This window comes from Desulfobacula phenolica, from assembly GCF_900105645.1.
GTDB lineage: Bacteria > Desulfobacterota > Desulfobacteria > Desulfobacterales > Desulfobacteraceae > Desulfobacula > Desulfobacula toluolica.
Map to the genome: position 1 here is coordinate 1 of NZ_FNLL01000009.1, position 21,841 is coordinate 21,841.

13 protein-coding genes are annotated in these 21,841 nt (G+C 40.9%); 10 read left to right on the forward strand and 3 right to left on the reverse strand.

Annotated features, from left to right (window positions below):
• Positions 1-406: hypothetical protein (locus BLT94_RS14720; protein ID WP_139169041.1), on the reverse strand; the 406-nt coding region annotated here is incomplete at its 3' end.
• 11 nt (positions 407-417) lie between these two features.
• Positions 418-1,500 (reverse strand): GNAT family N-acetyltransferase, encoded by a 1,083-nt coding sequence (locus tag BLT94_RS14725; RefSeq protein ID WP_139169042.1) that lies wholly within the window; start codon positions 1,498-1,500, stop codon positions 418-420.
• A 459-nt stretch (positions 1,501-1,959) separates the two neighbouring features.
• On the opposite strand from BLT94_RS14725, the gene BLT94_RS14730 reads away from it, so the two are divergent.
• The 10 genes from BLT94_RS14730 (at position 1,960) to BLT94_RS14775 (ending at position 18,695) form a co-directional block, all read left to right on the forward strand.
• A complete protein-coding gene (locus BLT94_RS14730; protein ID WP_092235631.1) occupies positions 1,960-3,018 on the forward strand; it encodes an extracellular solute-binding protein in 1,059 nt (352 codons plus the stop codon).
• A gap of 17 nt (positions 3,019-3,035) precedes the next feature.
• Entirely contained in the window at positions 3,036-4,085 is a 1,050-nt protein-coding gene (locus BLT94_RS14735) for an ABC transporter ATP-binding protein (RefSeq protein WP_139169043.1), read from the forward strand.
• 41 nt (positions 4,086-4,126) lie between these two features.
• Positions 4,127-5,779, forward strand: coding sequence for an ABC transporter permease (locus tag BLT94_RS14740; RefSeq protein ID WP_092236163.1), 1,653 nt, complete (start codon positions 4,127-4,129; stop codon positions 5,777-5,779).
• Positions 5,780-5,977: 198 nt separating this feature from the next.
• Positions 5,978-7,141 (forward strand): ATP-binding protein, encoded by a 1,164-nt coding sequence (locus BLT94_RS14745; protein ID WP_092235634.1) that lies wholly within the window; start codon positions 5,978-5,980, stop codon positions 7,139-7,141.
• 68 nt (positions 7,142-7,209) lie between these two features.
• Positions 7,210-8,436 carry an exonuclease SbcCD subunit D C-terminal domain-containing protein gene (locus BLT94_RS14750; protein ID WP_092235635.1) on the forward strand — a complete coding sequence of 409 codons (1,227 nt, stop codon included), beginning with the start codon at positions 7,210-7,212 and terminating at the stop codon, positions 8,434-8,436.
• Between the two features lie 11 nt (positions 8,437-8,447).
• Entirely contained in the window at positions 8,448-11,699 is a 3,252-nt protein-coding gene (locus BLT94_RS14755; RefSeq protein ID WP_092235638.1) for an SbcC/MukB-like Walker B domain-containing protein, read from the forward strand.
• Positions 11,700-12,205: 506 nt separating this feature from the next.
• Complete coding sequence (locus tag BLT94_RS14760) at positions 12,206-15,187, forward strand: PEP/pyruvate-binding domain-containing protein (protein WP_092235640.1); 2,982 nt, start codon at positions 12,206-12,208, stop codon at positions 15,185-15,187.
• Between the two features lie 129 nt (positions 15,188-15,316).
• Positions 15,317-16,666, forward strand: coding sequence for an NADP-specific glutamate dehydrogenase (gene gdhA / locus BLT94_RS14765; protein ID WP_014959376.1), 1,350 nt, complete (start codon positions 15,317-15,319; stop codon positions 16,664-16,666).
• Between the two features lie 218 nt (positions 16,667-16,884).
• On the forward strand, positions 16,885-17,856 hold the full coding sequence (locus tag BLT94_RS14770) for a helix-turn-helix transcriptional regulator (RefSeq protein WP_014959375.1): 972 nt from the start codon (positions 16,885-16,887) through the stop codon (positions 17,854-17,856).
• 92 nt (positions 17,857-17,948) lie between these two features.
• Entirely contained in the window at positions 17,949-18,695 is a 747-nt protein-coding gene (locus tag BLT94_RS14775; RefSeq protein ID WP_175530365.1) for a GAF and ANTAR domain-containing protein, read from the forward strand.
• Positions 18,696-18,778: 83 nt separating this feature from the next.
• Here BLT94_RS14775 and BLT94_RS14780 read toward each other — a convergent pair whose 3' ends face one another.
• Positions 18,779-21,580, reverse strand: a complete 2,802-nt coding sequence (locus BLT94_RS14780) for an ATP-binding protein (RefSeq protein WP_092235646.1) — start codon at positions 21,578-21,580, stop codon at positions 18,779-18,781.
• Between the last annotated feature and the right edge of the window lie 261 nt (positions 21,581-21,841).

A 21,841-nucleotide genomic window follows, 5' to 3' on the forward strand; every position in this document is an offset into this window, starting at 1 on the left:
ATTCGGATCTTTCCATTCCGCCTTTTGTCCAGAACTCATGGCCCACGCCATGGAGCCCGAATTCGATTTTTTGTTTTTCTTTGTTTATGATCCAGGCTGCTTTTTCCTTTAGATCCCTGTTTTTTTCAGACACTCTCCATTTGTCTGCCATCCATGTGGCAGACGGCACCTGGCGCAGCAGGTTGGTTTTATCCCATTCGCACAGAACAAAACCCGCCAGTATCCTCATGTCAAGGCCTTTTCCCAGTGCTGCAAGGGCGGTATAATCTTCAGGGATGTGATCCCTTTGCATGCCGGTTCTATAGGGCTGGTTAAATGCGGAGCCGTTTTTGCCGGACCACCATCCCACATCTTCAATGCTGATGATCAGGGGCATGGGAATTTGTATGATAATGTTGTTGCTCATGGTTCAGCCTCTTAAAGTGATATGTGTTTTCTGACCAGGGGGCCCAGAAGGTTTGCCATGCCCAGCGGGAGCTTTTCCCAGGGCTTGATGCCAAGGGTTTCGTTCAGAGTGCCCATGCGCTTTTCCGGCTGATCCCAGTGATACCAGAACAGCTGGTTTTCCTCCGGGTTCCATTGTTTTTTGAACAGATATGTTGAAACCCCTTTGGAAGAGCGTCCCATGTCAAATGTTTCCATGCAAAGATTGCAGGCAAACCGTATCATCTGCCAGTAAAGAAACATATTGGAATTTAAATGCCGAAACTCCCTGACAGATGATGCCCAGGGATTGGAAATTTTTTTTTTAAACCGGAACATAAAGGAGGCTGCCACAGGGGTTGACCTGTAAAATACAACACATATGAATGAATGATGGTAAAAATAGGTAAAGACAGCATTAAAAAATTTTCTTGAGTGGACAGGTGATCCAAGATCCCGCATGTTCCGGCTGAATACACGGTAAAAATGTGGCAGAAGTTCTTTTTTGCCTATTTTCCAGGTAAGCCCGTTTTTCCGGCCTTTTCGGATCTGGCTTCGCAGTTTTGACTTGAACCTGTCCATCATTAACTGTTGTGACCCTGAAAGCTTAATGTTCAGACCTACCTTGGCTTGATACACATTGGGAACAGCTCCGTTAATTTCCATGTTTGCAATATTCAATGGCGTATCCTGCCTCAGTTCCATACCTGAAGTTCTTTTTCTCATGCAAAGAGCCTTACTCTGCCTGAAAAGAAAAGATTGTGTGATCCTGTCCTGGGCAAGAATTCCTGCCGTATCAAAAAAGGGGATGGACACAAGCTTTGATCTGCCAGTAAGAGTTTTAAACTTGAAAAGGGGCAGAATACCGCAGATTTTTTCTCCATTTCCAGGTTTTTTTTTAACTGCTGCAAGGTAAATGGGCTTGTGATTATAGACTTCACTTATGACCCGGCTCCAGTCAAAAAGATGGCAGTATCCTGATTCTTTGTGACCCATGACATAACGATCCCAGTCACTTGGAGTTTCCATTTCTTTTATTTTAAGGTTGTCAGTTTTCAGCTTGTTGAATTTTTTCATGGTCCAGCCCGCAGTTTTGATATAAAAAATCACCCATTATCATGGCATTAAACCTGGTAAAATTCAAAGAGAAAACATTATAGATAAACTTGATATGTTTTTGCCAATTTATTTAAATTAACAATTTGACCTTGGTCAAGTACCTGGCAATATAATCCCTGGTTTTTTATATATGAAAGTCTTTAAAAATCCAACCAGAGACTTTCAATTTTTGTTGCGGGCAAATCTTAAATGAAATACCTGATCTGCCAGTGGCAGTTATTCAAGATAAATTAACAGCTCAACTTTCGGACTTAAGCTTTAATGAACGGGGGCAGGCTTATTTTATTGTAATTTTTATTAAAATATCATCAAACTTGTAAACAAAGTGCAATAATGCAAGCCTGACCCCATCTAAATTTTGCCAACTTTGAAAGTTGAGTTAACAACATTTAAAAATCAAATAAGGAGATGTGAAAAATGATGTTCAAGCATAATTTGATGGTGTCATTGATGGCCGCCCTGTGTGCAGTCACAGTCATGGTATTTGGAATCCTTAATCCGACAGGTGCAAACGCAAGCGGTCTGGAAAAAAAAGTGGTGATCTATTCCACCCATGGCGAATCTTTGCTGGAAGCTGTTGCAGACGCATTTGAACAAGAAACCAGAGTAAAAGTTGATTTTATTAACCTGAAAGGAGAGCTGGCAGACAGGGTTCGCGCTGAAAAAGCAAATCCTATGTCTGATGTAATGTTTGGGGCACCGTCATCGGTTTTTATCGAGTTAAAATCAGAACACCTGTTTGATAAATATGTGCCGTCCTGGGCTGATCAGATCAATCCATTGTTTAAGGATGCGGGCGGTTACTGGTTTGGAACTATTCAAACGCCTGTATTGATGTTTTATAACAGCGAAATGATATCCGGGCAAGACGCCCCGAAAGACTGGCAAGATCTTATAAAACCGCAATATAAAAATCAGCTTGTATTCAGAAATGCCTTGTCTTCATCTGCCAGAGCCACCTATTCTTCTTTGTTGCAGCAATATGAAAAACAAAACGATCTGGAAAGCGGTTGGCGGTTTTTAAAAGCTGTGGATGCCAATACAAAACGCTATTACGGAAGCGGGTCCCTGCAGTTTCAGGCTGTTGGACGCAAGGAAGCGGCCATCAGTTTTGCTGTTTTAAATTCTGTTTTCGACAATAAGATAAAAAATCATCTGCCTCTTGAAATTATTGATGCAAAAAGCGGCTCTCCGGTTATTACAGATGGTATTGCATTGATCAAAGGCGCAAAGCATCCTAATGCTGGAAAAGCCTTTATTGATTTTGCAGGAAGTGCAAAGATTCAGTCTATGCTGGCCAATAAATTCAACCGACTGCCCACACACCCGGCAGCCATTGCAAACTCGCCGGCATGGATGGCCGCCGTAAAGTTCAAGGTAATGGATGTAGACTGGGGGGCTTTGTCTTCTAAGCAGTCAGGGTGGATGCAAAAATGGGATGAGCAGGTAAAAAATACGGGAAAAGATAAAAAATAAAAACAGGGAGGCAGATTGTGAAGGCTGTTGTTCTAAAAAATGTGGAAAAATCTTTTAATGGAACAATGGCCTGTGCTGACATCAGCCTGTCCATCAACAGGGGAGAGTTTTTTACATTTTTAGGGCCTTCTGGTTGTGGAAAAACAACGATATTGCGCCTTATTGCAGGATTTATCAGACCTGACAAAGGGAAAATTTTTCTCAAGGATAAGGATATCACACACCTTGCACCTGAAAAACGCAAGGTGGGCATGGTGTTCCAGAATTATGCGCTCTTTCCTTTTATGAGTGTGTCTGAAAATATTGCATATGGATTAAAAATACAAAAAAGGCCTGAAAAAGAGATACAAGAAAAACTGGAAACCTATATCGCAATGGTTGGCATGGATGGTTTTGAGGATAGAAATATTGCAGAATTATCCGGTGGAGAACAGCAGCGGGTGGCCCTGGCACGGTCGTTGGCTATTGAACCTGCTGTACTTTTGCTGGATGAACCATTGTCCAATCTTGATGCAAGGCTTCGTGACAGAATGAGGCTTGAAATAAAGTCCCTTCAAAAGAGACTGGGCATCACCACCATATTTGTCACCCATGATCAGACCGAAGCTTTGACAATGTCGGACCGGATAGCAGTGTTTAACAAGGGCAGATGCATACAGACCGGCACTCCTGAAGATATTTATGCAAATCCTGTGAACTCATTTGTCGCTAAATTTATTGGTGACACCAACTTGTTTGCCGTTGATATGAAAAATGGCAATCCTTGTGTTTGCAATGATTTGCTTGTCCGCCTTAACAGGCCTGTTCTAGCGCAGTCAAAATTTATCTCCATAAGACCTCAGGATATAATCTTGTCAAAAAAAAGCGATAAAAAGTCCAATACATTTAAGGGTCGGGTTGAAGATATTCAATTAAACGGAACCTGGATAGAGTATTGTATAAAAGTAAAAGGAATTGATTTTAAGGCAACTGCTTTGAACACCACTGCAAATAAACTCAATATCACAATATTTGATGATATTTACGTTTCATTTGAAACCAATAGCTTGAAAATTCTGGATAATTAGGCTTTCCCGGCCCTATGAGGTTCATTCAAAGAAAAAAATCCATGATCCCGGGTATGCTTTGCATTGCCGCACTTCTCTGGGTTTTAACCGGATATATTCTTTATCCGGCATTAAAAACAGTGGAGCTGAGTCTGACAGCAAAAGGTGTTTTTTCTTTTTCACACTATCTTAAGATATTTGCTGCTGATACAAGTTTGAACGCCATAAAAAATTCAATTGTTTTAGGAGGCCTGTCCGTTGTTGTATGTGGTGTTATTGGTACGGCATTGGCCTTTTTTGTTCATTATTTTGAATTCCCATACAAGAGAATAGTCGATAAATTGCTGCTGCTGCCGGTGATGCTTCCCGGATTGATTATTGTATTTTCCTTTGTCCAGCTTTATGGAGAAAGTGGCCTTATAACCAAAACAGTTGAGTTGATACTTGGTTTGGAAAGACCGCTCTGGAATTTTTCCGGCTTAAAAGGGATTTTGTTTGTACACGCCTATACCCAGTATGTGTATTTTTATATCAGTGTTTCCATTGCCATCAAACATATTGATTATTCCGTTGTTGAAAGTGCCCGTAATTTAGGTGCTTCCAAATTAAAAGTATTGACCTCGGTGATCTTTCCCTTTATTACTCCGGCTTTGATTGCGTCAAGTGTCATTACCTTTATGTCGGGAATCGGCTCTTTTACCGCCCCCAGCATTATCGGCGGCAGATACAGGGTGTTGACAACCCAGATCCTTTTGTCCAAGGCAAATAATTATATGGCTGTTGCAGCAGCTCAGGCCGTTATCTTAACGGTGATTTCCCTGTTTTTTTTTGTTGTTTTCAGGTGGTATGAAAAAACAAAGCAGTTTAATGTTTCAGTTAAAAGTGTCTTGATTTCACCTGTCAAAATTGAAAACCGTTTTTTAAAAGGGCTTATGCTGCTGGTTTTTGGCTGTCTGATCCTGACAATTTTATTGCCTGTTGCTTCAATTGTCGGGCTTTCCTTTGTTAAATCAGGAAAATGGATGGTCAGTATCTATCCAAGGGAATTTTGCTTTGAAAATTATAAGGATATACTTACAAGGGCCAGAGCCTTTGCCCCTTTTTTTGACAGCATTCTCATGGCATTGCTGGCCTCTTTTGTGTGCCTTGTGATTGCCGTGCCATCGTCATATCTGATCGTAAAAACAAAACTCAAGGTCAAATGGATTGTTGAAATATTGACACTGCTGCCCTGGACCATGCCTGCCAGCGCCATTGCCATTAATATGATCAATGCCTATAACCAGCCAAATTTGTTTGCTTTTAACGCTGTGCTGGTGGGAACTTATCTGTTATTGCCCCTTGGATATGTTATCCGTTCCATACCTATCATGGTTAAAACAGCCAATATCTCTTTTCAAAATTTAAATAATACCTATATCGAAGCTTCAAAAAGTCTGGGTGCCTCAAGTTTTCAGACATTTGCAAAAATTATCGTTCCCATAATCTCTCCGGGACTTTTGGCTGGATTTTTACTGGTGTTCATACGAAGCATAGGGGAATACACGGTTTCGGTTTTTTTGTACACAGCTTCCAACAAACCGGTATCCATTGCCATGGTGAACGCCATATTTGAATATAATATAGGACTGGCAATGGCCTATGGTTCATTGTTAATAGTTGTGACTGCAGTTTTGAGCCTGGTCATAAGCAGATTATCCGCCACTGTTTTGTGAGTTTTTTAACGTTGCTTAATTTTATTTTCAGGCTGAGTTTTGACCCCATTTGATTTTTGATTTTGGCAACCCTGAAAGTTGAGGTTTTCAATTTTTTTTCGTTTGTGGCGGTTATGTTAAATCTGGTATACCTGAAAAAAGAAAAATATAAAAAATAACAATTTGATAAACCATAATTTTTGAATCGGTACAAACAGCATGAATGAAAACAAAAAAATTTATAAAGCCCTGCAAAAGCACCTGGACAGCCAGGCTGTTGGATTTCCTGCGACAGATTCTGGTGTGGAAATCAGGATATTAAAACATATTTTTTCACCTCTGGAAGCAAAAATTGCCACCTGTTTGGATTTTAAGCCTGAACCCATTGAAACAGTTTATAAAAGAGCAAAAAATCTGGTTGGATCTAAACAAGAGCTGGCAGGCATATTGGCGGCCATTGAAAAAAAAGGCGGGCTTGAAATCAGGGTAAAAGAAGATGCAAGATTGTATTGCAATATCCCTCTTGTTGTGGGCATGTATGAATTTCAGCTTGGCAGGCTCTCTCCCGAATTTATTAAAGATTTTGATGCCTATACCTCAAATCCAAAATTTGGAACGGCATTTTTAAGTACAAAACTGCCCCAGATGCGAACCATACCCATAGCCAAAAGTATTTCCATTAAAAACAATGTCAGTACCTTTGATGAAGTCATGGCTTTGTTAAAAGAATCCAGTGATAATTTTGCCGTATGTGAGTGCATCTGCCGCAGTAAAAAACAATTGCAGGGAAAATCCTGCAAGGTGACGAATAGAACGCAAACCTGTCTTGCTGTCGGAGATATGGCTTTGACAGCGATTCGCAACGGCATGGGAAGGCAGATTGGTCTGGATGAAGCCGTATCAATTCTTGAAAAAAATCAGCAAGAGGGTTTGATCCTGCAGCCTTCGAACACACAAAAGGCCGAGTTTATCTGCTCTTGCTGCGGATGCTGCTGCGGCATGCTCAGGATTCATAAAAGCATTCCCAAACCCCTGGATTTCTGGGCTTCAAATTTTTATGCCGTCGTTGATACCAACGCATGCAACGGCTGTGGAATTTGTGAAAAAAAATGCCAGGTGGGCGCGGTCAAGTTGTCTGAAAAAACCCGGCAGGCAGGCATTGACCTCAACCGTTGTGTAGGGTGCGGAATTTGTGTGGCGGCCTGCCCGCAAAATGCTGTAACCTTGAAGAAAAAAGCACAGGAAACAAAACCCCCGGTAACACGAGAAGATCTGTATGATATCATTATGGACAAAAAGAAAGGAAAACTCGGGCAATTGAAAATAACCGGCAAATTGTTACTGGACGCTGTAACAACAGGGCAAACTCATTTGCTCAGATAAAAAAACTAAAACGACAGATTATGGAGTTTTTAAAGTAACACAAAGGGCATTAGCAAAAGATAATATTTATGAAATTTCTTCACACCTCAGACTGGCATATCGGCCGGTCATTGTATGGCCGGAAGCGCTATGATGAATTTTTTGAATTTCTCGACTGGCTGGCCAGGTTCATAGAAACACACAATATTGATGCATTGCTGGTTGCAGGAGATGTCTTTGATACCAGCACTCCCAGCAACCGTTCCCAGGAGCTTTATTACCGGTTTTTATGCAGGGTTGCCGCATCCTGCTGCCGTCATGTTGTGATCATTGCAGGCAACCATGATTCCCCTTCTTTTTTAAACGCACCCAAAGAGTTGTTGAGGGCCTTTAATGTTCATGTTGTCAGTTCAACCACAGGCAACACGGAGGATGAGGTTATTGTCCTTGCCGGGTCTTCGGGTGTGCCGGAAGCAATCGTGTGTGCAGTGCCCTATCTGCGGGACCGTGATATCAGGGTTGTCAGGGCCGGGGAAAGCATGGATGATAAGAATCAAAGCCTGATTATGGGAGTGCGGCAGCATTATGCAGATGTCGGTATGGTTGCACAAGAAAAAATCAAAAACTGCGGTAATATTCCCGTGATCGGCATGGGCCACCTGTTTGCGGCCGGTGGTAAAACCATTGACGGTGACGGCGTAAGAGAGCTTTATGTCGGCTCCCTGGCCCATGTGGGCAAGGATGTGTTCCCGGCCTGCGTGGACTATATGGCACTGGGGCATCTGCATGTTCCCCAGAAGGTTGGAAAAGAAGATCATATCCGGTACTCAGGGTCGCCCATCCCCATGGGGTATGGAGAGGCACTCCAGGAAAAGATAGTGGTTTCAGTGGAGTTTGACGGCAGAACACCCAATATCAAAGAACATTGTGTTCCCTGTTTCCAGGCTTTGGAAAAAATATCCGGGGATCTGGAAACCATTATCCAACGCATTGATGAACAAAAATCCAAGGGCAGTCGTGCCTGGCTGGAGATTGAATACACCGGCAGGCAGATCGTCGGGAATTTAAGGCAGCTGGTTGAAGAAGCTGTTGCAGATACCGGGATGGAAATTAGCCGCATCAAAAACAAGCGTATGATTGAACGGATCATCAACCGGACAGGTGAGCAGGAAACTTTGGAAACTCTTGATGCAAATGATGTTTTTATCCGTCTGCTGGATACATTTGATGTGGAAGAAAAAGAACGTTTGCCACTGGTTCAGGCGTACAATGAAATCGTTACAACTCTCCATGAACAAGATAAAAATGCCCAATAGAAAAGCTGATCATGAAAATTCTTGAGCTTAGATTTAAAAATCTCAATTCCCTTTACGGAGAGTGGGTCATTGATTTTACAAGCGCGGAATATGCCTTGGACAAGATATTTGCCATTACAGGGCCCACAGGTGCCGGCAAGTCAACCATTCTGGATGCGATCTGCCTTGCCCTTTACAGCAGGACGCCAAGATTAAAAGGCATCAATAAAAGCAATAATGAAATCATGTCCCGTCAGACCGGAGAATGCTTTGCCGAAGTGACTTTTGAAACCATAACCGGGCAATTCAAGTGCCATTGGAGCCAGCGCAAAGCTTATCAAAAAGCGGACGGCAACCTTTTGGACTCAAAGCATGAGGTGTCGGATGCGATCAGCGGCAGGATACTGGAATCAAAAAAACGTGATGTTGCCGCCAGGATTGAAACAATAACCGGCATGGATTTTGAGCAGTTTACCCGTTCCATGCTGCTGGCTCAAGGAGGGTTTGCAGCATTTCTTGCGGCAGGGCCGGATCAACGGGGTCCCATCCTGGAACAGATTACCGGAACCGGAGTTTACAGTGATATTTCAAAACAGGTTCATGAGCGCAATTCTGCTGAACACAATAAACTCAGGGTATTGATGGCAAAAACTGAAGGGATCTCCCTTTTAAGCGATGAAGACGAATCATGCCTTCATCAGGAACTGTCCAGAAATCAGGCTGCTGAAAAAACGCTTGGTTTAAAAAACGATCAATTGGGCAAAACAATTCTCTGGCTTTTGGAAATTGATAAATTAAAAAACGAACTGACGGGAATCAACGAAGAATCAGAGAATTTGTCCGGGGAAATTAAAGCATTTGGCAATGATAAAAAAAGATTGGAAATGGCCCGGAAAGCCGCGAGCCTGGACAGTGAATATGCCACATTGTTATCCAAACGGCAGCAACAGCAGGATGATTTTAAAATTCTGACAGATGCCAAAACCCGGATTCCTGATATTGAAAAAATACTGGGGTTAAAGCAAACAGATCTCAAAGCGGCTGAGACTGCGGTAACCAAAGTCAAGGAAGAACAAAAGGAAGGGCTGTTACTGATTAAAAAGGTCAGGGCCGTGGATCTTTTATTGTCGGAGAAGCAGTCTGTCGTAAACACAGTTGAATCAGACTGCCGCAAGATTAAACAGCAGGTTTCAGAAAAACAGGACCAGCAGCAATCAGCAAGAGCAGATCAGGCATTGGCCGTTAAAGACCTTTCCCTGATAAACACCTATCTGTCTGCCAATGTCCGTGATGCGGAACTTGTCACCCACTTGACCGGCCTGATTGAGCAGGTTAAAAATCTGAAAACTTTCATGGCAGCCATTACCGTCATCACCGAACAGGTTTTAAAAGGAAAAAAACAGCTTAAAACAGATATGGCCCGGCATGACAAGCAGGCAGCAGCCTGCCGTAACCTTAAAAAAAAACATGAAGATGCTGTAAAACAGGTGGCAAATACGCAACATAAAATCAAAACTCTTCTGGATGGTCGCCTGCTGAGGGAATACCGGGCTGAACATGACGGGTTTTTGCGTGAAATGGCATATTTGAGGACGATCAAAAACTTTGAAGATGAACGGTCAAAATTGGAAGACGGCAAGGCTTGCCCATTGTGCGGCTCATGTGATCATCCTTTTGCAAAAGGCAATATCCCCAAAATTGATGAGATTGAAGAAAAAATAAACAACCTGTCCTGTTTGATCAAAAAGGCCGAACAATTGGAAAATAGCCTGAAGACACAAGAGTCCAAAGAAAAAACAGCAGGGATGAATTGGGCTGAAGAGGAAAAACAGCTGGTTTTAGATTTGCACAAAAAAGATGAGTCCCAAGCTTATATCCTGCGTCTTGAAAATGAGCTGCAGGCGGCATCAAAAAATTGTAATGAAGTAAGACAAAAGCTTGTCTCAAATCTTGCTCCCCTTGGCATAAGCAGCATCCCGGAAAAAGGCCCTGATGCCATATTGGTCTCTCTTAAGGCCCGGCAAAAAAAGTGGCAGGATCATCAAAACCAGAAAATTGAAATCGAAAAGAAAAACAATGACCTGACAGCAAAGATAGCAACCCTTGATGCCTTGATGAAAACCCTTGAAGAGGACTTAAAGGAAAAGCAGAGTGTTCTTGAAGCCAGGAAAAAAGAGTGTGAAGCGCTGGGGCTTGAGCGCAGCCAATTATATGGCCAAAAAAATCCTGATACGGAAGAAGCACTGCTGGAAAACAGGGTTGTTGAAACCGAGAAATCGGCAAAAGCAGCAAGGCAGAGCCGGGATAAAACAAAACAGCAGCTCAATGAATTGAACACCCGCATCACAGCCGTAAAAGAAAGCACAGCCGCCCGAAAGCCTGAGCTGGATCATCTTGAAATTTCTTTTATGGCCGGTTGTAAACAGGCTGGTTTTGATGATGAACCCATGTTTGTTTCCCACCGGCTCTCAGTTGAGGAAAAAAGCAGATTAAGTCAAAGGGCAGAGGAGCTGGATAAAAAAAAGACAGATCTTGCAGCCCGGAAAAAAGACCGTGAAGCCCGGCTTTTGCGGGAGCAGACAATGAAAATAACGGATCTGCCCCTGGATCATCTGAAAAAAGAACAGTACCAAATCAGGGAATCCCTTAAAAAGCTGGGGGAGCAGATCGGTGCCATAAAACAGAAATTGTCGGACAACACAAAGGCAAAAAACAGGCTGCAGCAAAAAATAATATTGATTGATGATCAGAAAACAGAGTGTGAAAGATGGCAGGCCCTGCATGCATTAATAGGGTCTGCGGACGGTAAAAAATACAGGAATTTTGCACAGGGCCTCACCTTTGAGGTCATGGTGTCCCATGCCAACCGGCAGCTTGAAAAAATGACGGACAGGTATCTGCTGGTCCGGGATAAAAAACAGCCTCTGGAGTTGAACATCGTGGATAATTATCAGGCAGGTGAAATACGGTCCACAAAAAATCTTTCCGGCGGTGAAAGCTTTATTGTAAGCCTGTCGCTTGCCCTGGGATTGTCCAATATGGCCGGTCGCAATGTCCGTGTGGATTCCCTGTTTTTGGACGAGGGGTTCGGCACCCTGGATGAGGATGCCCTGGAAACCTCGCTGGAAGCATTGTCCGGACTGCAGCAGGAAGGCAAGCTGATCGGCATCATCTCCCATGTTCCAGCCTTAAAAGAAAGAATCGGCACGCAGATAAATATCACTCCTGTCTCCGGGGGTAAAAGTACGATCACAGGCCCAGGATGCAAGGCATTGGCCGGTTAACTTTTCACTTGTATCCATGCAAGTTGTTGACAGGCTGTTACAGAACTAAAAAAAATTTCGCAAAAACTACCATATATACTATTGTTGTTATAATGGACAACTGCATGTTGTGATAAGATTTATAAATTGTTCATTCCGTAACAGCCTGTAGAAACAGATTTTTTTTAAAATTTATGATCGCACTCGTCTGAAAAAAGCATAAAACATATCGCCTGAAAGCCAAACCTTGAAGTGTTGCGTTTGATGGAATGCGTGAAATTTATACGCATTATTAGCGTGTTTTTATCGCGTTGCTTAAAATTTAAATTAAAATTATTTATATCTGGATATAATGCGTGGAATTTTAACGTAGTATGGTTGTGGTTTTATAGTGTTGTTTCGCTTGAAAAATGTGAATAGCTCATATTGTTTTGGAGAATAAAGACTCAGCTCTTTTCCATAATGGTATTGGAAAATAAAAATAAAGGTTGTTCCTATATATTGTTTGACAGGAAAAATAACTGAAGATGAATATAGAAAACAATAAATATATCAGTGAATTTCATGCCAGGTCCGAGGTGTTTCGAAAATTGATGGCATACGAAATAAAGGAAATTCTGCTGATTGCCAGTCTCTATGATATGTACAATATGGAAGAAAGCGGAAGTCTTACGTCAAAAATAGTCAACGAATATAACGGCATGAATCTTTCTCATCCGCCTTCTGTGAGCGGTGTCTCTTCTGTAGAAGAAGCTCTGTCTCTTTTGCGTCAAAAAGAGTTTGACATGGTACTAATTGTGCCTCATCTGGAAGAGCTGGATCTGTTTTCCCTGGGAAAAAAGATAAAAGAAATCAAGAAAGATCTCCCGGTTATCATCATATCTCCAAGCATCAGGGAAATATACGCTTTGCCTGAAAATGTTTTAGGGGAATGCATTGACAATATTTATATCTGGTCCGGGAATTCCGATCTTTTTATTGCTTTGATAAAAAATGCAGAGGACCACCTTAATGTTGACCAGGATACAAAGCTTGGTAACACACGAGTATTGATTCTGGTGGAAGATTCTCCTGATTATTATTCGTTTTTTTTGCCGATTATCTATAAAGAAATTGTAACACAGACCCAGGCCTTATTGAAAATAAGCCTTAATGATAATTTAAAACTGCTTACAATGCGTGCAAGGCCTAAGGTGCTTCTGGCCAGAAATTATGAAGAGGCAATTGAGCTTTATGAAAAATACCGATCCTTTCTTCTCTGTGTGATATCTGATACCCGTTTCCCAAGAAACGGTGAAACAGACCCTGAAGCAGGGATTGCCCTGCTGTCTAAAATCAAAAATGAAAACAGGAATGTACCGCTTCTTCTGATAAGTTCAGAGTCGGAAAACCGTGAAAAATCCGATACAATTCCAGCAGTATTTATAGATAAAAACTCTTCAACACTTTCTCGGGATATGCATGAATTTTTTCAGACCCATCTTGGTTTTGGTGATTTTGTTTTTTGTTTGCCTGATAAACAAGAGATTGACCGTGCAGAAAATCTTCTGCAGCTTGGTGCAAAGCTGCCAAAAATTCCCAAAGAGTCCATTGCATACCACGCAGACCGGGATCATTTCTCCAACTGGCTCATGGCCAGGTTTGAAATTGATCTTGCCTTAAAATTCAGGGCAGTTAAAAGTTCCGACTTTAATTGTGCTGATGAACTGCGGCAGTTTATTCTTTCCAATATCAACGAATTGAGAAAAAAACGGCAAAAAGGTATTGTCTCAAAATTTAATAGAGATCATTTTGATCCGAATATCAGGGAATTTGTTAAAATCGGTCAAGGGTCTCTGGGAGGAAAGGGCCGTGGTCTGGCCTTTGTATTCGGTCTTCTCAGCAAGCATGAAGAGCTTCAAAATAAAAACTCAAGCATAAATATTAAAATTCCCAGAACAATGGTGATATGCACGGATATTTTTGATGATTTTGTGGCTATGAATAACCTGCAAGGTTTTTCAAAATTGGGTTTTACAGATGATGAAGTTAAAGAGGGTTTTTTAAATGCACAATTGCCGGAGTGGCTGATAAAAGATCTGGAAGCCTATCTTGCCCAGGTGGACTATCCTTTGGCTGTCAGGTCTTCCAATCATTTGGAAGACGCTTCTTTTTCGCCTTCGGCCGGTCTGTATAAAACCTATAAGCTTCCCAACAACCATGCCAGCCTGTCAGTCAGGCTTGATCACATGATCGAAGCCATTAAGCTGGTCTATGCATCTGTCTTTTCTGAAGATGCAAAGCTTTTTTCTTTAAACGGTTCTAATCAGCCGTTTACAACTTCCATGGCGGTTATTGTTCAGGAGATTGCCGGCGATCATTACGGAGACTATTTTTATCCGGCTATTTCAGGCGTTGCCCAGTCTTATAATTTTTATCCTTTTTCCCGCATAAAACCGGAAGACGGGGTTGCTCATTTTGCATTAGGACTTGGCAAAACCGTTGTAGAGGGCGGGAAAAGCTTACGGTTTTCACCCAAATATCCCAACATAATACCCGAATTTTCAAGTGTTGAAAATATTTTACAGAATACACAAAACTCTTTTTATGCGCTGAAAATAAATAATAATTTGAATGCTCATCAGCATCTGAATCTGGAAAAAAGAACCGTGAATGATGCAAATAACGAATTTCCAGTGCAGACACTTGCCAGCACCTATGTTCTTGGCGAGAATCGTATTCGCGATACTTGGGACATGCCAGGCCCCAAGGTGCTGACATTTGCCAGGATTCTTAAATATAATATGCCGCCGATTTCCGGGTTGTTGACAGAGTTGCTGGCATTTGGGAGTAAAAGTTTCGGAACTCCTGTAGAGATTGAATTCTCGGTGAATTTATATCCTGATCAGGATCGTAAAACCGATTTCTTTTTTCTGCAAATACGGCCCATGGCCATTGAAGAAAATCAGTTTAAGATAGATATTACCCAACAGGAAATCGACCATGGGTTCTGCTTTTCATCCCATGCTCTTGGAAATGGCATCAATGATAAGATGACAGATATCGTCTATGTAAAACCCCGTGATTTCAAACCGGAAGCCACCGTACAAATAGCTGAAGAGATCAACAGATTAAATTCTCAATTGATTCAGCAAAAACGTTCTTATCTTCTGGTGGGTCCGGGCAGATGGGGATCTTCGGACAGGTATCTGGGAATACCTGTGAAGTGGCGCAACATTTCCGGTGCAGGTGCCATTATTGAGCTTAGAAATGAAAGTATTAATGCTGATCCTTCCCAGGGGTCTCATTTTTTTCACAATATTACACCTTTGGGTGTGCATTATATTACGGTCGATGAGATTCGTAAGGAATCTTCAACCATATCAAACGATTATTTTGACTGGGAATGGATAGAATCTCTTTCTGCAGCGTCAGAAACGACATTTTTGCGGCATATTCAATTAGAAAAGCCGCTGATGATGAAAATTAACGGAAGAAATTCTCAATGCGTCATGACCATGAAAAAATAAAGTCAATAATAAAAGTCAATAACAGTGGAACACATTTTTTTAATTTGTGGTCTGAATTCATTGCCTTACACAAAAATACAAAAAAAATTTGTGTAAAGTGATATTATTAAATTTAAAGGAGGAACTTTTTTGTCGGACATACTAAAAAAAATAAACCAAAAGGACCCGGAACAAAAAGAATTTCATCAGGCTGTAAAAGAGGTTGTGGAAACCATAAAACCTGTTTTAGACCGGAATCCAGAATATGGTCAGGACCGCATTCTGGAAAGAATTACAGAACCTGAACGTACTATAATATTTCGGGTGCCATGGGTGGATGATGCAGGACAAGTGCATGTGAACCGTGGATTCCGGGTTGAGATGAACAGTGCCTTGGGGCCTTACAAGGGTGGGCTGCGCTTTCATCCGTCAGTTAATTTGAGCATATTAAAATTCCTGGGCTTTGAGCAGGTGTTTAAAAACGCTTTGACAACTCTGCCAATCGGAGGCGGCAAAGGCGGTTCCGACTTTGATCCCAAAGGAAAATCAGATAATGAAGTTATGCGATTCTGCCAGAGCTTTATGTCGGAGCTTTACCGTCATATAGGCCCGAATACAGATATACCTGCCGGGGATATTGGTGTTGGTGCAAGAGAAATCGGATATATGTTTGGCATGTACAAGAAGTTGAGCAATGAATTTACCGGTGTATTAACAGGTAAAGGACTTAACTGGGGAGGAAGCCTGATCCGTCCTGAAGCAACCGGTTACGGTTGCGTCTATTTTGCGTCTGAAATGCTGGCGACACAAAATGACAGCCTGGAAGGAAAAACATGCCTTGTTTCCGGTTCTGGAAATGTGGCGCAGTATTCGATTGAAAAAATTCTGCACCTGGGAGGTAAAGCTGTCACACTTTCGGATTCTTCCGGTTATATCTATGATGAAGCCGGTATTGATGCGGATAAGCTGGCATTTGTGATGGATCTGAAGAATTTTAAACGTGGAAGAATCAAGGAATATACTGAAAAATATCCTGAAGCTGTTTACACAGCTGTTGATGAATCCCTGGGATATAACCCTTTATGGAATCATCGCGCGGATTGTGCATTTCCCAGTGCAACACAAAATGAAATAAATGAAAAAGATGCTGCCAATCTCATCGAAAACGGCGTCAAGCTGGTTGCAGAAGGTGCCAATATGCCGTCGACAGCGGAAGCCGTAGACCTTTTCATTGATCACAAGCTTTTGTTTGCACCTGGAAAAGCTTCCAATGCAGGCGGAGTAGCAGTATCTGGTTTGGAAATGTCTCAAAACAGCATGCGCTTAAACTGGCCCAGCGAAGAAGTGGATAGCCGCCTGAAAGGGATAATGAAAAGTATTCATAAATCATGTGTTGACGCTTCTGATAAATATGGAATACCCGGCAATTATGTGGCCGGAGCCAATATCGCCGGATTTGTGAAAGTTGTGAGTGCAATGCAGGATCAAGGAATAGTATAATTTTTCGATGATTTAATGTAAAATAGTTTTTTAGTGACTTTTTTATATTTAAAGTCTTGAAAAATTAAAACAGTGATTTTCATGTTTTGCTGCAGGCAAGCTAAGGTGACCTGATTGTATGATAAAATGGCCAGGTCTGCCCGTGGCAGTTAGTTAATGAATTGATGCTCTTTGAACGAGTTTTGTTCAAAGAGCATCATAACCCCTATTATGGAAAAATGAAAAAAACCGACGAACAATTTTTAGATGAACAACTTTTAGATCAAGTTTCTGCATTACGCATTAGAAATGCAGAACTTGAAGCGTTACAGATCCGGCACAATCAGATGGAAAAAAAGCTTACACAGCAGACCCATGATCTCAAAGAACGGATAAAAGAGATAAATTGTCTTTACAACATATCAAAGATTGTTGAAAAAGCAGATATCTCATTGAATGAAATATACCAGGCTGTTATCGAGGTGATACCTTGTTCATGGCAATATCCGGAAATAACCTGCGCACAGTTAATCATAAACGGAAAACAATTCGTTACTGAAAATTATATGGAAGTTCCATGGAAACAATCCGCAGATATTATCCTGTATGGTGAGACTGTCGGTGTTTTGAGCGTATGCTACCGGGAGCAAAAGCCTGAACTCTATGAGGGACCATTCCTTAAGGAAGAAAGATCACTGATCAATGCTATTGCAGAAAGATTGGGACGCACCAGTGAGCAAAAACAGGCAGAAAAGGCACTTTATGAAAGTGAAAAAAAGCTGAAGAAACAGAACCAATTATTAAAAGATAAAAATATTGCTCTTCGTGAGGTCATGAATCAGATGATTTCTGAAAAAAAGAACCTGGAAGAAAGAGTTTTGGATAATATTGATGAATTATTGTTGCCATTATTAAAAAAATTACAAAACAAAGGTTCTGATATTGAAGACGAATATTTTAAGGTGTTTGAAGACAATTTAAAACAACTGACATCTTCTTTTGGCAGCAGTATTTCAAGAAAAATACCCAGGCTAACCCCACGGGAAAATGAAATTTGCAATATGATCAGAAGCGGACTCAGCTCCAAGGAAGTCGCTAAACTGCTGAATATTTCCTATAGAAGTGTAGAAACCTATAGAAATTATATTCGCAAAAAACTTGGGATAACTAATCAGAAAATCAATCTTTCAACCTATCTTGCAACACTTTGAATTGTTTTGATGCCCGGATAGTAATGCGTAAAACTATTAACGCAAGGTGACTGGATTGTATGATAAAATAACCATACAAAATGCAGATTGCATTGGAAAATGACAGTGAGGTAGAGGCAATGTGTGTAATGGCAAACCAGGTTCAAGACATTATTAAAATTTCCGAAGCAATGACTTATGAAAAATATATTGATGACGTTCTAAATTTGATTGTAACAGTCACCGCAACTATTACCCAAATAAAAACGTGTTCTTTATGGTTAATTGACAAGCGTGAAAACCCGTGGACAATTCGTCTGAAAACATCCAGGGGTATTGATACCGATCTTTTTTACCATAAGTCTCTGGCATTGAACCAGGGGGTGGTGGGCATGGTGGCAACTTACAAAAAACCTTTGATCATTGCCGATGTACTAAAGGACAGGCAATTCAAAGAAAAAGATATGGCCCGCAGATCAGGTATTGTTTCCATGTTAGGCGTTCCGATTGTATACAAAAATGATAAATTGTTAGGCGTACTGAACTGTTTTACAACCAAACCCCATGAGTTTTCTAAAACAGAGGTAAACCTGATGAGTAATTTGGCTGATCAGGCAGCCATTTCAATTTTTAACACAGAACTTATGGTGAGAGCAGAGCTTGCAAAGGAAGAACTGAATACCCACGACCTGTTAATGCGTGCAAATAACGTGCTTATGCAACAACGTAAAATTGCTGCAGATGAAGCCTCTGACTGGATTCAACAATGCAGCGATGCATCATGCATGTCCCTTCGACATGTTGCAGAAGCAATCCTTTTAACATGCCCCGTGCCACATAATACGTCTTATTTTTCCTGATTGATTAGGAAAAAGGCAGGCATTGCAATACTTTGACAAATAAATTTAAATCAGGGCTTTTGTCAATGAGGTCTGATTGAATGTCAAACCAGAGCCATCGCCATTAATTTGTTTATTCCGTTTATATAATCTATATTCCGGCAGGGTTTAGACAGATGGTCGATATGGGCATCGTTTTGTTTCAATTCTTTTATAGACTCTAAAAATTCTATGTTTCCAGAAAGAAAGAGTATGGGAATGTTTTGATTTTTTTTGCGGATATGTCGATACACACCCAAACCGTTTATTTCTCCGGGAAGGATATAATCCAGACTTACAAAATCATAGGTATTTCTTTCGAAAAGATCAATGGCAACCTGTCCGTTTGGCGCAATGTCAACTTTATTATTGAATGGCTCTTTGCTCAGTAATTTATATTGAACATCAGATATGCCCGGTTCATCCTCAACAAGAAGGATATATTTGCTGAAATACGATTTTGAGATTAAAATTTCTTTTTTTTCTTCTGTTGTTAATTCTTTATTGATAATGGGCAGGCTGATCGTAAATTTTGTACTCAAACCCACTTCAGATTCAACCCGGATCGTTCCTTTGTGTTGCTCAATATATTTTTTTACATTGCTCATTCCATATCCGGTCCCTTTGATTATTTTTTTATAGGAACTGGTTTTATCCTGTTTGCCTTTTAGCGTAAATGATTGCTCGTAGATGTTTTTGATGTGTTCCTCAGGTATGCCGCAACCATTGTCTTCTATTTCAATGCAGATGGTATCTGCAAGGCAGTAAGTCCGAATCATAATTTCCGGGTGTCCTGAGTTGCTGAGGGCATGTATGGAATTTTGAATCATATTGATCAGGGTGTGTTCTATCATTCCAGGATCAGCAAGCAAGTCGGGAATACCTTGTTCATATTCCTTGATTAACTTAATCTGCTCAAGATCCTTTTTCAAAAGTTTTAGAACCAGATCAATTTTTTCACTGATGTTAAAAAATTCATATTTGGGTTCCTGATCTTTGGCAAAAGCAACCAGATTTTTGGTCAGGTTTTTGCCTCGGATGGTCTGATCAAATATCAATTCAAGAATTTTTGTAATTTCCGGGTCATTGCAATATAAAAGTGAAAGTTCGGTATTCCCCATGATGATACCAAGAATATTGTTGAAATCATGGGCCATTTTTCCGGCAATCTGCCCGACAATGGCTTGCTTTTCCTGGTTTGCAGCATACTGCTCAGCTTTAAGTTTCTCATTTTCCGCCTGTTTTTGAGCCGTAATATCATGAATGACTCCAAATATCTGTTTGGGGGAGCCGTCCGGTTCCCGTAAATAAATCATTTCAATACAATCAAGCCAATGCCAGGAGCCGTTTTTGTGTTTCATCCTGACTTGATGAAAAATTGAATCATTATCTGCTGTTTTAAAATATCTGGGATAGGTATGATTCAGATAAAATTTAAAATCATCCGGATGCATTAACAGCGGAATCAGTTTATTGCCCATTTCCTGGATTTCTTTTGATGAAAAGCCTAATATTTTCCGGATACCATTATTACTGTAAACGTTTTTTTTATCAATAATATCGTAGATGTATAAAATATCCGGGGAAAGATTAACAATGGATTCAATAAATTGTTTTTTTTCTCTGAGGTTTTCTTCACTTGCCTGTAAAGACAGAACCATTTCACTTAATACCTGTCCAAGATAAGCTATTTCGTCATTACCTGATGTTACATCTGCAATACTCGAAGGATTAAATAGTGTGCTAGGTGTTACCTTTGCCACAGTCTCAGTAAGTCGGCGAACAGGAAAAGTTATAGTCTTTGCCAGCAATATGGAAATCATAACCGTGATTATTGTAACAAGTCCGATACTGATATATGCCACTGTTTTAATCCGGTTTAACGAAGCCAGAAACTCGCTTTCCGGAAGGTCAACAACCACGGCCCAGGTTTGCTTTTCCAAACGTGAATATCCCGCTATATGATATTTATAATCAATTGGTGAATAGTAGCGGAATGTATCGGATTCTCGTATCGATAATACTTTGTAGGCAAGCTGGTCCATGCCCAGGCTTTCAGGAATTAAAGGTGTCTTTGTGTTCTGTATCGTGCCAAATCTAAGGGTAGAAGATATGGTGGAGACAGATTCGGGGCTGAGTTTTCCAAGACTGTGATATAAAAGATCCCGGTTGGGGTGGGCAATGATCACTCCGTCTTGATCAATCAAATAAGCAAGTTTCTTTTTGCCCACATGAATATCATCAATGATTTTCCAAATAGTATCAGCTTTAAGCCATGCTATATTGATGCCCAGGATTTCTCCTTGTGATGATTTGACGGGGTGGCTCAAGAAGACTCCCGGCTGCCTGGTAGACCGTCCGACAAGAATATCGGAGATGTAGGGTTGCCCTTTTATGGAAATCTGGAAATAATCGCGAAAGGAACGGTTCTTGCCCACAAGAATATCAGTCAGCGAAGCCAGAACAATCCCGTTGGCATCAAAAAGGCCGGGTGCATTGTAATCCGGATGATTGTCAACAAAATTTTGGAGGACTTGGTAAGTTTTTTCTTTTAAGATTAGGCTGCCTTGACCTGATTCTGACATAAATTGTACAATTGTCGGATTGCCTGCCAGGTTTGCTGCATTGCGCTGATTTTCCACGAGCAATTGATCAATGAATCGGGCGGTATGGCGAGACAGGTCTGCCAATTCACTTTTGGCAAGCCGGTTAAGCTCATTGCGGCTCTGGATCAGATTATAATAGGCGACAGTAGACATTGGAACAATGGAAAGAAGTAAAAATGCAATTATCAGTTTTCTGCCGATTGAAATACGGACGATCTGTTTTTTTTTGCCTGGCATGATGTGTTCATTTTTTTTTCCCACGCTGTTTCCTGTGTGTTATTATTCCCTGCATTATCCGCTGATACGGCAGTTTCTATATCGGCAAATGTCAACTTGATACAAGATTAAAATCAAATGCTAAAAAAATCCGATTACAAAAGTTATTGAACCAATATGACTCAGTATTTTCATAGCTTCTTCTCATAAGGAAATATGGCTCAGTCTTTTATCTGATAAATTATTTGCCTTGAACCTAAGTATAACAGGCAGCTCCTTTAAGACGATTGATTACTAACCTGAGAA

What these genes read in the sequence shown, in the direction of transcription:
- BLT94_RS14725 (WP_139169042.1), bottom strand. Translation starts at nt 1,500, where the DNA reads ATGAAAAAATTCAACAAGCTGAAAACTGACAACCTTAAAATAAAAGAA.
- BLT94_RS14730 (WP_092235631.1), top strand. Translation starts at nt 1,960, where the DNA reads ATGATGTTCAAGCATAATTTGATGGTGTCATTGATGGCCGCCCTGTGT.
- BLT94_RS14740 (WP_092236163.1), top strand. Translation starts at nt 4,127, where the DNA reads ATGATCCCGGGTATGCTTTGCATTGCCGCACTTCTCTGGGTTTTAACC.
- BLT94_RS14745 (WP_092235634.1), top strand. Translation starts at nt 5,978, where the DNA reads ATGAATGAAAACAAAAAAATTTATAAAGCCCTGCAAAAGCACCTGGAC.
- BLT94_RS14750 (WP_092235635.1), top strand. Translation starts at nt 7,210, where the DNA reads ATGAAATTTCTTCACACCTCAGACTGGCATATCGGCCGGTCATTGTAT.
- BLT94_RS14755 (WP_092235638.1), top strand. Translation starts at nt 8,448, where the DNA reads ATGAAAATTCTTGAGCTTAGATTTAAAAATCTCAATTCCCTTTACGGA.
- BLT94_RS14760 (WP_092235640.1), top strand. Translation starts at nt 12,206, where the DNA reads ATGAATATAGAAAACAATAAATATATCAGTGAATTTCATGCCAGGTCC.
- BLT94_RS14770 (WP_014959375.1), top strand. Translation starts at nt 16,885, where the DNA reads ATGAAAAAAACCGACGAACAATTTTTAGATGAACAACTTTTAGATCAA.